We start from the raw sequence: 11567 nt of genomic DNA, 5'->3' as shown, positions 1-11567 counted from the left end.
ACCCGGCGAGCCAGAACGGCATGCTGCAGAGCATGATCGGGAAGGCCGCGTCCGCGACGTCGGCGTGCAGGCCCAGGTGGACGAAGGCCGCCGCCCCGACCGCGCTGCCGAAGCCGAGCGACACGCACGCGAGCGTGCGCAGGCTCATCTTCCCGACGATCTTCTCCTCGTACTCGCCGATGTCCTTCTGCACCGGTATCCGGAGCGCCATCCGCGACGCCCCCTATGCCGGCAGCCAGGACGTGTCCAGCTGCCCGAAGTAGACCGACGCGGCGATGATGATCGCGCCGCCGGCGATGGTGGATATGGCGGTCGCGATCTGCGGGCCGCCCTGCTGCTCCCTGATGGCCAGGCCGAGCGAGACCGCGCCCCACACGACCAGGAAGCCGCCGAGGAAGGTCACGCAGCCCGACACGAGCTTGATGACGTTTGCGAGCATGCTGCTCTCCTTTGCTTTCGGTTGACGATGTTCCTTGCCGTTCCTCCCCCGCGGCGGGGGAGGCCCGCGCCTGGCGCGGCCCCGTCACGAGTCGCCCTCCTTACGCCTGCGGTACTCGGCGAAGTCGAACGGGCCGCGGCGGGCCGCCTCCTCGAGCAGGCGCGAGCGCGGGTGGCGCTCGAGGCGGTACTTCCGGTCCATGAGCGGCATGCACCCGTTCACGAGCACGAGCGCGTCCTCGCGCGGCATGCGCGCCACCTCGGCGGGCTGTATGAGGTCGCGCTCGGAGATGCCGCGGTTCACGGTCCGGGTCCAGCCGGCGCCCCGCGAGTCGCTCTGCGTCTCGCTCGCCACTGTCTGCTTGCCGGCCATCTTGCTGATCTCCTCGTTGGTCTCGTTGGCCTTGCCGCCCAGGTAGAGCAGCGTGTCGCAGGCGTTCACGATGGTCTCGGCGTTGTTGTCGCCGTAGGTCTCCTTCAGCTGCGAGAGCGACTGGGCGATCATCGAGACGGCGATGTTCCTGCTGCGGGTGACGGCGATGGTCCGCTCGAAGTCGGGTATGCGCCCGATGTTGGCGAACTCGTCGAAGACGAAGTGCACCGTCGTGGGCAGCGAGCCGCCGTGCGCCTCGAGCGCCTCGGCGCAAAGCGCGCTCACGGCCGTATCCATGAGCAGGGAAAACAGGAAGTCGAAGGTCGAGTCGGTGTCGCTCATCGACGCGAAGAGCGCGACCTTGGCGCCCTCGTCGCCCATGTGGGCGAGGTCGAGCTCGTCTTTGGAGGTGAGGTCACGAACGGCACGGATGGACAGCGGCTTCAGGCGGACGTTGCAGCTCGAGAGCATCGATTTCATGGTGTCGCCGGCGGCGACGCGGAACTCGCGGTAGCTCGCGAGCGCGAAGTCGTCGGGCGGCGCCGGCTCGCGGACCTTGACCCACTCCCACGCGCCGTCCTCCTCGGCGAAGCCGCGCAGCGATCCGCCCTCCGCCGAGGCGCCGCCGCGCCTGACGTAGCGCTCGCCGGTCTCCAGCTCGCGGAACACCATGTCGAGCGGGCTCATGTAGCCCGGGTCGTCGCGGGCGTCGGCGAGCGAGAGCAGCGTGAGCAGCCCGTCGAGGTTTCGGTCGGCGGGCTCGCAGTGCATGACGAGGTAGGCCGTGAGCGCGGTGTAGACCAGGCGCTCGGCCTTCTCCCAGTAGGGGTCGCCCTTGTGGTCGGCGTCGCCCTCGGTGTTGGCGACGATGCCGCGGGCGAAGCGGATGACGCCCGCCTCGTCGCGTATGTAGGCTATGGGGTTGAAGCGCATGGAGCGCGTGAAGTCGATGGTGTCGAACGCGCGGATCTCGTAGCCGAGCTCCGCCAGCGCGCCGCCCATCTCGCGGATGAGCGTGCCCTTCGGGTCGGTCACGAAGAAGCTGGCGTTGGCCTGCAGGAGGTTCGGCTTGACGTAGTAGCGCGTCTTGCCGGTGCCGGGTCCTCCAACCACGAGCACGTTGTCGTTGGTGTCGGTGGAGAGGTCGAACCTGCGGCTCACGAGGCGGATGCGCGCGTTGTCGGTGAGGATGATGTTGTTGTCGGGGTCCTTGGAGTCGCCGAAGGGCGCGATGTCCTTACGCGTGGCCCACCTGGAGCTCCCGTGCTCCTCGCCGTCGCGCCGGGCGCCATTGGACCCCAGGGAGCGCGCCCAGGCGAGGAGCGCCGCGCACGCGCAGGCCGTCCCCGTGCACAGGGGAAGCGCCTCCGCGGAGAAGACGTGCCCCGTTCGAAGCTCCGCGGGGATCGCCGCCATGGCGGCCTCCGGGTCGATGATCGGGTTGGCGCCCGACGCCGCTACGGCCGCCGCCGCGAAGTCTCCCGCGGCGAACGCCGCCGCGGCCAGCGCTGCCGCCGCCTGCCACCTCATCTCTCGGGCCCCTCGATATGTCGCGGGCCGCGCTCCCGGCCGAGGCCCTGGCTGTGGGCCCTCGCCGGCGCGCGCGCCCGCTCGGCGCGCTTCGCCAGCCGCTCGGGCGCCTGGCGCCTCTCGACTATCTCGGAGAGCCGCTCCCTTGCGCGATCGGCGGCCTTGCCCGTCTCTTGTTCCAGCTGGCGGAAGGCCTCGTCGACCTCGGGGGCGTCCTCCACCTTGAAGAGCAGCCAGTCGCGGCCCTCGCCTGGGATGATGTGGTGCTCGACCGACGCGGCGCGCAGTTTGTCGGAGACGACCTCTTTGATCGTCGCGTACTCGGGAAGCCCCGAGAGCTCCTCGAGGCTGAGCTTCGCGTAGGTCGGCACGCCGTCGGCCGCGATGGCCTCGGCGCGCCCGCCGGCGATGGTCCCGCGGATTCCCGCGAGGCGCTCGGAGAGCTCCCTCGCGCTGCGCGCCATTGCCTCGGTGCCGGCCTCCTGGCCGATCCTCAGCATCCAGTCGAGCAGCTTGCCGCCCGCCTCGTCCCCGTAGTCGCTCGCCATCCCGCGCCTCCCTTCCAGTCGAGATGAAAAGGGGCGCCTTCGCGCCCCGGTCGTCCCTATTCGGCCCCGACGGCCCTCTCGCGCGCCATGGGCGCGCGGGCTTCCTGCCCGGCGTGCGCGCGGCTCGCCTCGCGGGCGGACGCGGCGCGCTGCGCCAGCGGCTCGGGCGCCTTCTCGTGCAGATGGGCCCACTCGCCGCTGCGGCACTGCTCCGGCGTCGCCTCGCACATGTCGCGCATGGCGCGCTCGAACCGCTCGGGCTCCTGGGCGATGGCGCCGAAGCTCCAGCTCTCGAAGCTGGTCCACGCGTCGCCGTCGCGTTTGAGCGTCCACCACTCGTCGCCGGCGTTCACCTGCTGGATGAACGCGAGGTCGCGGTAGCAGAACCCCTGGCGTATGGCCCAGTTGCCCGAGCCGAGCGCCTCGCGGAGCCTGTCGACGCTCTCCGTGCGGGAGAACTCGTAGGGGTACTCCTCGAGAAACGGGTCGTCCTGCCAGTCGAAGCCGCCGACCTTGAGCCAGCCGTTCTCCTGGCACTTCTCCACGAGCCCGTCGTGCTCGCGGCCGGTTATCCTCTCGAAGCCGTCCATGGGCCCTCCGCCTTTCGTTTGTTGCTTGGCGGGCGGCGTCCTCGCGATGGGGGCACGGTGCGAGTCGGAGTAGACGTGCGTGCTGGCGCGTCGGCGCCGCCCAAGACGTGTATAGCGATTTCGATTGCGGCGGGCATCGGGGCCGCCTGCGATGGGTCGAGCTGGGTCGAGCCGTCCGTGCCTCCACGGGAAGCGCACAAGCTAGCCGAGGCGGCGCCTGTCCCTTCCGCCCAGGTAGACGGTCCTGCAGGTCTGGGAGATCCTGCTCGCGATCGCCTCTGCCGTTACGCGCTCGCCGCGCCTCGCGAGCCTGTCCGCCAGCGCGCCCGGCGCGTAGTTCGACGTGACGATGGTCGGGCGCATGTCCTCGTAGCGCGCGTCGAGCACGCTGAACACGGTGCCGACGGACCATTCCGTCGCGTCCTCCTTGCCGAGGTCGTCGAGCACGAGGACGTCGCACTTGGCGTACCGCGCGACGGCGGCCTCGGTGCCGCCCTCGTCGAACGTGGCCTTCACACGCTCGAGCATGCCCTTGGCCGTCGTGAAGGCGACGTCGTAGCCGGCCTCGGCGAACAGCCTGGCCATGGCGGAGGCGGCGTGCGTCTTGCCGGCGCCGACGCCCCCGTGTATGTAGAGCCCGGCGCCCCCGTTGCCCGCGAACGAGGCGATGTACTCGGCGAACTCGGGGCGGTCGGCCTCGGCGGCCCAGTAGCGCCTGGGGATGCCCGCGCGCGAGAGCGCCTTCTCCCGGCGGGCGGCCTCCTCCTTGGCGGCGAGGGCCGCGCGCCTTCGCGCCTCGGCCTCCCGCTCGCTGGCCGCGCCCTCGCACGGGCAGGGGGCGGCAGAGACCCAGGCGACCCTGCCCGCCAGCGCCGCGCCGAGCGGATCGAGGGCGGCGCCGCAGTGCGGGCACGCCCTCGGCTCCGGCTCGTCGAAGGAGAGCCCGGCCGCACGGGCCTGCTCCAGGGTGATGAGTCCCGCTCGGTCCATCGGGCGCCCCTTCCTTATCTTCTGAAGTCCTTGTTGTCCCTTTTGCTTATTGGGTGGCATATCGTCAGGGGTTTCCCTGTCATTTCGTCAGGGGTTCGGGCTGCGAACCCCGACGGTTCGTCATCCTTGTTCGCGGCGAACCCTGTCATTTCGTCACCCTTTCGCGCCGGGAGCCCTGACGAATCGTCAGGGGTTGCCAGCGCTCCGGGCGGCAGCCTCTCGCGCACGATGCGGTACCGCTTGGTGGCGTGCCCGCGCGCCGGGGCGTGCATGCCGCACTCTTCGATGAGGCCCCGGTCGAGCAGGTCGCGGATGGCGCGGTGGACGCTGCGCTCCTGCACGTTGAGGAATCGGGCCAGGCCGCCCTTGCTCTCGAAGTAGCCGCACCCGGCGTCGCAGAAGCCGAAGATGCGCGCGTAGACGAGCAGGGGAAGGCCGGAGAGGCCCAGGTCTGCCATCATGAAGTGCCGTACCGTCGTGAACTCGCGCGGGGAGGGGCCGTCGCGCCCCTTCGGGCCTGTGGCCGCCATCGGCGCTAGCCCCTTCTGGGCGAGCCGACGATGCTGTTCCGCTCGACCCATGCGACGAGCTCGTCGTGCAGCACGATGCCGTCGCGCGTCTTGCCGCCGATGTAGCGGATCGGGAACGGGTCGTCAGGGTCCTTGGCGAGCCGGTACATGGCGTCGCGGCTGATGCGCAGCATCGCGCACGCCTCGTCGGCGCCGAATATCGCGTTGGTCGATGCGATGAGCCTCACCTGGCTCCTGCTAATGCTCTTGGTCATGGTCGTCCTCGAGCTCCTTTCGTCTCGAGGCTCCCTCGCGTGCCCGGCCGCGGGCGGCTCCGGGGCGGTCGCCGCCGTCATTTTCTCCCGCTCCTCGACTCGATGTAGGCGTCCACTGACGCCCTCGACACCAGGAGCTTCCTTCCGAGCCTGTACGAGTCGATCTCTCCCGACCAGATGAGGTCGTATGCCTTGTTTCGGCTCGCCCTCATGTACTCCTGCATTTCGATCACCGTCATCCATTCGTCGCGATCTTGGTTGCCCTCGGGCGCGGCGCATTCGGCTGTGCGTGCCATGTTTCCTCCAATCTTCCCGTGCGGCACCGCGCGAGCACACCGCACGGCACCGTGTCCCTTTTCGTCTGCGCGACGATTGAACCGCCTGATGTCGATTGGTGAGCACGGCAGGAGCGGAGACGGGTCGAGGCGGGTCGAGCTGGTCGTGCCTTCACGAAACGGCCATGAGCCGCACGCCTTAGCTGCGAGCTAAGTCCCCGAAAAGTAAAAGGCGCCCATGCGGGCGCCTGCCTAGTAGCTGGAGTTGTTCGGCTGTGGTCGGAATGCTCCTCTTATGCGGTGCTGTCGTCCGGGGTCCGGCATCTGTCGTTCGCCTCTTCTGTCGTGTTTGATGTTGCGTGTTCTACGAGCGACCTTTCGCGGGCCTGCCGGCCCGTTGCCCCAGGTGCACCCAGGTAAATGGTACCCATCCGTTGGGACATAGACATTGTGGGGAAGATGTCTGGGTAAGCTGGAGTGGGCGAACGGGCGTCGGTTGACCAATTAGCGCTTTCTTTCGTAACGCTAGAGATAGCTTTCGTTGCTTAAGCAGGTGAATCGTTTGCGCTCGCTACGGTGATCAGATGAAGATAGTAATGGTTGATGCTGAATTTGACCGGAAAGCATAGCGAAGTTTTTCACTATGACCAAAATGATGGGATAATGTCCGAAATTACTTGGATGGGAGGCTTTATTTTGGCTGATGCGTTAATGGAAGCTGAGAAAATTAGGATTGATGTCGTGCAGGCTACTGACGAGTTAATTCGCCAACGCTACTCTCAATACCTTACGCCTAAAGAGACGGCTTCTTTTGCCGCGCAGATGCTAAGCACGCCTAAAAGTTTTCCGGCATGCTGCCTTGATTTGGGCAGTGGAACGGGCATTCTGACTGTCGCTCTTGCCGAGCGATTCGGCTGGAACATTAAAGCAGACGCCGTCGAGATCGATTCTGATATGGCGGCAATCTGTGATTCAACTTTGTCTGAGCTGAATATTGATCACAAAGTTATCAGTTGTGATGTATTAAGCCACGTTTTCCAGTCCGAATACGATTATGTAATTCTCAATCCACCGTATAAGAAAATGTCCTCCGGTGACTCCAGACAGGAGCTCCTTCCAATAAAGGCAACCAATTATTACTCAGCGTTTCTGACGCGTGCGATAGAAGCTTTGAAGCCTGGAGCGGAGTGTGTTGCTATTATTCCCCGCTCTTGGACTAACGGAGAGTATTTCGCCCCGTTTCGTAATTGGTTGTTTGACAGGTGCTCTATCGACTGGATGCATCTGTACGGCTCTAGAACTGAGGTGTTTTCTGACACTAATGTGCTTCAGGAAACAATGCTCTTGAAGATCCATAAGGGCCAACAGAGTCCCCATATTAAGATTACCGAGTCCGTCGGCAAGTTTGATACCGTCGTTTCACATAACTATCCTGCCGACGAGTTGATAGTTGGGCCTCCCGATAGAAAAATAGTAAGCATGAGACCCATTAAAAAGGGGCCGTTGCATTCTTTAAGCACCCTTAAAGAGCGTGGACTGATTGCCAGTACGGGTAAGGTGGTTGATTTTCGTCTGCGAGAAAAGCTGCTTGACGACAACGAGGATGGATGCGTGCCGCTTGTCTACTCATGCAACTTTACTAAGAACGGTTTTCTACATCCCGTTTCCGCGGGTAAGAAACAATGGTTTAGCGTAACGGACCAAAAGGACGAAAAACTACTTATAGGTCCGGGATCATTCGTTGTCGTAAAACGTTTTTCTTCAAAAGAAGAAGCTAAGAGAATTAAAGCTCATGCTTTTTTTCCAGACGGGTCGATTGCTTTGGAGAATCACCAGAACTTTATTCACGCTGGAACTCCTCGCAAAACAGTCCCTCTTGAGAAGGGCGTTGCTAAAGGGCTTGATATTTGGCTCAACTCAACCTTAGTTGACAACTGGTTTAGATCTATTTCTGGATCGACTCAGGTTAACGCATCTGATTTAAACCAGATGCCGGTTCCCTCTTTCGATGATCTTGAGCTTATGGGAAAGCAGTGGCGCATAGGTCTGAGACAAGACATTATTGATCGTATTTGTGAGGATGTTGTTAATGGATAAAACTATCGTGTCAATCGAAACAGCAAAGGAACTGCTTCGATCATTTCAAGTCGACGACGAACGTAGCAACGAGCGTTCCGCTATGGTTTGGATTGCTCTTGCTGCATTGAAGCTGGGTGATAAATGGGCCGATGCGACAAATAAAATGTACGGAACGCGTGCAATTATGGATTGGATTCGAGATGAGTGCCACACCCCATATGCCGCAAACACGCGTGAAACTATTCGCCGTTTTACGCTTCACCAGTTCGATGAGGCAGGGCTTGTTGAACAAAACGCAGATAAACCCGAGCGCCCAATCAATTCGCCTAAGTGGAATTACCGTATTACTGAGCCAGCTCTCGATGTGGTCCGCTCGTTTGGAACCGCTAAGTTTGATGATTGCCTAACATCTTTTTTGGCGGGACGGCAAAGCTGGAAAGAAATGCAGAGAGAGCAACGTGAACTGGTTAAAGTTCCGGTTACATTGCCTGGTGGCAAAAGTCTTAAACTTTCTGCTGGCGGACAGAACATTCTAATCAAAGCAATGGTCGAGCAGTTTTGTTCACGCTTTGCTCCTGGTGGCGAAGTCCTTTACATCGACGATACGAGCCACGAGGAAGGCGCGATTAATCACTTAAAGCTAGCAGAGCTCAATATCGTTATTCCCGAACGAGGAAAAGCTCCCGATCTAATCGTGTGGATGGAAGACAAGCAATGGCTCTTTTTGATGGAAGCATGCTCTACGCATGGGCCGATTGATGTCACCCGCAAGAATGAAATGAGGAGGCTATTTGACGGTCATAAAGGATCAGTTGTCTACGTCTCTTGTTTTCCCACTCGCAAGATTATGCAGAAATATCTAAGTGATCTCGCATGGGAAACCGAAGCTTGGTGCTCTGATACCCCCGATCACATGATTCACCTTGACGGAGAGAAATTCATGGGCCCCTATCGAAGCGATGAGTAGGTTGGCGCATAGATGATCGTAGTAGACGGGCGAACCGATAGAGAAAAACTTTTCGAGCTATTGAAATCTGGCGGTGAATGCAGCGAGCTCGATTTTAAAGAGACGCTAGATTTTTCTAAGAAGATCGATGAGCTCGATTTTGTAAAAGACGCTGTTTCGATGTGCAACCGTTATCCCGGTGGTTACATCGTCATTGGGGTGGACGATGATGGAAATCCATCGGCTAGAACTGAAGATACCAACTGGACGCAATTTGATGGCGCGGTTTTAACGGACAAGATAAGAAAATACGTTCAGGCGCCTTTGACCGCCATATCCCAATTACATGAGGTTGATGGACACACATACTGTTTGGTTTGCCTGTTAAGCCTTGAAGACGGGCTTCTCGTTCCTTTTTCAAAGCTCGGACAAGCAGTAGATGGAAAGGGTCGTCAAATTGTCGTGTTTCGCGAGGGCGAAATAGTTAGGCGCGACGGAGCTCAGAATCGGCCCATTGAGTATTCACAGTGGGCAGAAATATTGAAGCAGCACGATACTTGTGTGAGGAAAGACGAGAGCAAACGAATGGATGCTCTCGTGGACAAGATAATCGCTGTTCTTGGAGAGAAGGGTAAAACGCCGCCTCTCGTTTACGGCATGGATGAAGAAGCGCTTGTGCACTCGCTTGAAGCTTGCCTCGAGCAGAAGGAGAACGAGAAGCTTTCTCGCTTCATTTTTCAGGTCGCCGCAGAGTTTCAAAATGATGCGGATGCGATCAACAGTCTTGCCGGCATCGGAGCCTATGCCCTTAGCTATTGCAACGACGCGATATTTGAGAAGGCGGCAGATGCTCTCTACGACTGCTATGCCGCAATTGATGATAGCAAAGCGGACTCCGCTTCAAAAAGTCTAGCTGTGGCGGTTGCTTGTTACGAACTGGGTGCACAGCTTGTTCGCATGAAAAGATGGGATTTAATTGCCCCCTTCGTCAACCGTCAATCCCCATCTCGCTCGTACTCGATATATGCATCCTGGATACGAGACTGCCAGGTTAGGGCCGTGAACGCCGGGCTTTTCAACGAAGCCGGCTCGGGGATGATGATTACAGTTGCCTCAGACAACGCCACGAATCACCCAATTGTGGCACCGGATTGCGGACTAAATAAGGGCAGTGACGCTTCGGCGCATGAGAGATATCTCGATCTCCTATGCTCCTTTGATTTCCTTTACTGTTTATGCGTATTTGTTGCGGGGGTGGGTACTGGACTCGCATATCCCGCCTGTTGCTTCTATTCCGAAAAACGTATCTCTAATGTTGTCTCGCAAATCCTAGGAGGTGACCCAAGGGCGCGAAGAGAGCTTCTCCCCGACGACGACGATGAGAAGATCGCCATGTGTCTAAGGGAGCTTTATCGGCTTGCAAGCAATGAATCGCTTCAGAAGGATAGTAAATTTTATTGGGGATTCGATCCTTCTCGTGTGCTAAGGAAGTTCTTGCAGGATCATCCTGAGCGATTAGAAGAGCAGCCTCCCGACATGTTCAGCTATAACAATCCTGATAGAGACCCTAATAACACGAGCCATTGAGGTCCTTCGTGTGATGTTCGGCTTGTTTGCGGTAATTAGAGCAGAGTAAAACGCATGGTTTATACGCGCTCAAGATTCGGCGTAGTTTATAGGTAAATGCTAGAGGTAGCGAATAGCCATATTTTTTGAACGCTGCTTGCTACCAATCGACTCACGGGCAAACCACCTGAGACTACTCACTTTGCCCGCCAACGACGATGAGCTGTGACCTGCGGTTTTTCAACCAGCATCAAAGCCGCCAGCGTTAACTCACTTGCAATCAAAATCGTAGGTGGAGAGCAGTATATTTTGTCGGCGGTCATGCACGCCGACGAACGCAACCGGGCTATGTCCGAGGCGCTGGGAGAGGACGTGTACCACTACCACCTCCATGTGGTCTATATCCCGGTGGTGGAGAAGGAGATACGATGGACAAAGCGGTGCAAGGACAAATCCCTGGTGGGCAAGGTCAAAGAAACCGTTATGCAGGTCAGCATGAGCAAAAAGTGGGCATCCCAGCCCGCAGTAGACGAGGCCACCGGGGAGCCATTACGAACAGCAAAGGGCAAGCCTGTGCTGAGAAAGTCGTACAGCGTCTTGCAGGATGATTTCTTTCAGCAGATGCGCTCCGCTGGCTACACGGACTTGGAGCGTGGAGAGCGTGGCAGTTCCGAGGAACATCTGACGGTCACGCAGTTCAAGGTGAAGTGTGAACAGGAGCGGCTTGCACAGCTTCAGGAGGCGGCTGTGCTGGCCCAGGCCGAGGTTGACCGAAGGAACAGGGAGGCGGCAGCTGCCGAAAAGGAAGCGGCCCAGGCCAAGGCCAAACTAAACGATGTGGCCCACATGCTGAAAGGCATGGAGAAGCTGGCGGAGGAATTTTCCAGCGACCCGGAACAGGTCTTGCCAGAAGCGGGACCGCTGGAATCGGCCAGGGCCTACCGGGAGAAAAAGGCCAAGCCCTTATGGGCGAAGATCGTCAAGGTGCTGCGGTCTGTCTACCGGGCCTACTGCGACCTCAAATCCAAATTTGAGCGGCTGCAAGCGGACTATGGCCGGGAGGTCAGCAAAAATAGTTCCTTATCAGAAAGGATTTACGAGGTCTGCGCCGAGAGGGACAGTCTAAAGGGAAAGGTCAGGGACTATGAGCGGGTCAGGCGGGCCATTGGCCCGGAACAGGCGGACAGAATATTAGAGGCCGCTTACCAGCAGGAACAGGCTGAAAAGGAACGGAAACGGGACGCAAGGCAAAAAGCAAGATTAGGCGCACGATAATCACCAAAAACGGAGGGTGTTCCAGTGAATGCCCTCCTGATTTATTGGTTGATTTCCGATCCCAACCGAACACATTGAGCTGACGGCACGCTCCCGCAGTTAACCGAACGCCCCCGAGGTCCTATCCGGGCCCCGGGGGCGGCATTTTCCCAGTTGAAGGAATGGTGGAGATG

13 protein-coding genes are annotated in these 11567 nt (G+C 59.8%); 4 read left to right on the top strand and 9 right to left on the bottom strand.

Annotation, left to right across the window (positions count from 1 at the left end; all coding sequences use genetic code 11):
• From FS885_RS09425 to FS885_RS09385, 9 genes are all read right to left on the bottom strand, one after another.
• Positions 1–211, bottom strand: a 211-nt coding sequence (locus FS885_RS09425; protein ID WP_144744806.1) for a PrgI family mobile element protein, incomplete at its 3' end; no start/stop codon positions are given.
• A gap of 12 nt (positions 212–223) precedes the next feature.
• A complete protein-coding gene (locus FS885_RS09420; protein WP_006234636.1) occupies positions 224–439 on the bottom strand; it encodes a hypothetical protein in 216 nt (71 codons plus the stop codon).
• An 84-nt stretch (positions 440–523) separates the two neighbouring features.
• The gene (locus tag FS885_RS09415; protein WP_144744805.1) at positions 524–2341 is read right to left on the bottom strand and encodes a VirD4-like conjugal transfer protein, CD1115 family; all 1818 of its coding nucleotides are present in this window, start codon (positions 2339–2341) and stop codon (positions 524–526) included.
• Positions 2338–2889, bottom strand: a complete 552-nt coding sequence (locus FS885_RS09410; RefSeq protein ID WP_144744804.1) for a hypothetical protein — start codon at positions 2887–2889, stop codon at positions 2338–2340. The genes FS885_RS09415 and FS885_RS09410 overlap by 4 nt, the downstream gene beginning before the upstream one ends.
• A gap of 56 nt (positions 2890–2945) precedes the next feature.
• Entirely contained in the window at positions 2946–3479 is a 534-nt protein-coding gene (locus FS885_RS09405; RefSeq protein ID WP_144744803.1) for a peptide ABC transporter substrate-binding protein, read from the bottom strand.
• A 201-nt stretch (positions 3480–3680) separates the two neighbouring features.
• Positions 3681–4469, bottom strand: coding sequence for an ATP-binding protein (locus FS885_RS09400; RefSeq protein ID WP_186365849.1), 789 nt, complete (start codon positions 4467–4469; stop codon positions 3681–3683).
• A gap of 14 nt (positions 4470–4483) precedes the next feature.
• Positions 4484–4999, bottom strand: coding sequence for a helix-turn-helix domain-containing protein (locus FS885_RS09395; RefSeq protein ID WP_144744801.1), 516 nt, complete (start codon positions 4997–4999; stop codon positions 4484–4486).
• A 5-nt stretch (positions 5000–5004) separates the two neighbouring features.
• The gene (locus tag FS885_RS09390) at positions 5005–5253 is read right to left on the bottom strand and encodes a helix-turn-helix transcriptional regulator (RefSeq protein WP_101677788.1); all 249 of its coding nucleotides are present in this window, start codon (positions 5251–5253) and stop codon (positions 5005–5007) included.
• A gap of 77 nt (positions 5254–5330) precedes the next feature.
• Entirely contained in the window at positions 5331–5549 is a 219-nt protein-coding gene (locus FS885_RS09385) for a helix-turn-helix domain-containing protein (protein ID WP_033500215.1), read from the bottom strand.
• 642 nt (positions 5550–6191) lie between these two features.
• On the opposite strand from FS885_RS09385, the gene FS885_RS09380 reads away from it, so the two are divergent.
• The 4 genes from FS885_RS09380 to FS885_RS09365 all read left to right on the top strand — a co-directional run bounded on the left by FS885_RS09380 (position 6192) and on the right by FS885_RS09365 (position 11394).
• Positions 6192–7625 (top strand): Eco57I restriction-modification methylase domain-containing protein, encoded by a 1434-nt coding sequence (locus FS885_RS09380; RefSeq protein WP_186365848.1) that lies wholly within the window; start codon positions 6192–6194, stop codon positions 7623–7625.
• The gene (locus FS885_RS09375; RefSeq protein WP_144744799.1) at positions 7618–8574 is read left to right on the top strand and encodes a BsuBI/PstI family type II restriction endonuclease; all 957 of its coding nucleotides are present in this window, start codon (positions 7618–7620) and stop codon (positions 8572–8574) included. The genes FS885_RS09380 and FS885_RS09375 overlap by 8 nt, the downstream gene beginning before the upstream one ends.
• A 12-nt stretch (positions 8575–8586) precedes the next feature.
• Entirely contained in the window at positions 8587–10140 is a 1554-nt protein-coding gene (locus tag FS885_RS09370) for an AlbA family DNA-binding domain-containing protein (protein ID WP_144744798.1), read from the top strand.
• A 204-nt stretch (positions 10141–10344) separates the two neighbouring features.
• Entirely contained in the window at positions 10345–11394 is a 1050-nt protein-coding gene (locus FS885_RS09365) for a plasmid recombination protein (protein ID WP_246060956.1), read from the top strand.
• Positions 11395–11567: the final 173 nt, after the last annotated feature.

Source organism: Enorma burkinafasonensis (assembly GCF_902150035.1).
Classification (GTDB): Bacteria; Actinomycetota; Coriobacteriia; order Coriobacteriales; family Coriobacteriaceae; genus Enorma; species Enorma burkinafasonensis.
Note: the sequence above shows the minus strand (reverse complement) of the source record. Positions and strands in the feature narration are given on the sequence as shown.

Coding starts and splice junctions, on each gene's coding strand:
- FS885_RS09420 (WP_006234636.1), bottom strand. CDS start 439: ATGCTCGCAAACGTCATCAAGCTCGTGTCGGGCTGCGTGACCTTCCTC.
- FS885_RS09380 (WP_186365848.1), top strand. CDS start 6,192: ATGTCCGAAATTACTTGGATGGGAGGCTTTATTTTGGCTGATGCGTTA.
- FS885_RS09390 (WP_101677788.1), bottom strand. CDS start 5,253: ATGACCAAGAGCATTAGCAGGAGCCAGGTGAGGCTCATCGCATCGACC.
- FS885_RS09415 (WP_144744805.1), bottom strand. CDS start 2,341: ATGAGGTGGCAGGCGGCGGCAGCGCTGGCCGCGGCGGCGTTCGCCGCG.
- FS885_RS09410 (WP_144744804.1), bottom strand. CDS start 2,889: ATGGCGAGCGACTACGGGGACGAGGCGGGCGGCAAGCTGCTCGACTGG.
- FS885_RS09385 (WP_033500215.1), bottom strand. CDS start 5,549: ATGGCACGCACAGCCGAATGCGCCGCGCCCGAGGGCAACCAAGATCGC.
- FS885_RS09370 (WP_144744798.1), top strand. CDS start 8,587: ATGATCGTAGTAGACGGGCGAACCGATAGAGAAAAACTTTTCGAGCTA.
- FS885_RS09405 (WP_144744803.1), bottom strand. CDS start 3,479: ATGGACGGCTTCGAGAGGATAACCGGCCGCGAGCACGACGGGCTCGTG.
- FS885_RS09375 (WP_144744799.1), top strand. CDS start 7,618: ATGGATAAAACTATCGTGTCAATCGAAACAGCAAAGGAACTGCTTCGA.
- FS885_RS09400 (WP_186365849.1), bottom strand. CDS start 4,469: ATGGACCGAGCGGGACTCATCACCCTGGAGCAGGCCCGTGCGGCCGGG.
- FS885_RS09395 (WP_144744801.1), bottom strand. CDS start 4,999: ATGGCGGCCACAGGCCCGAAGGGGCGCGACGGCCCCTCCCCGCGCGAG.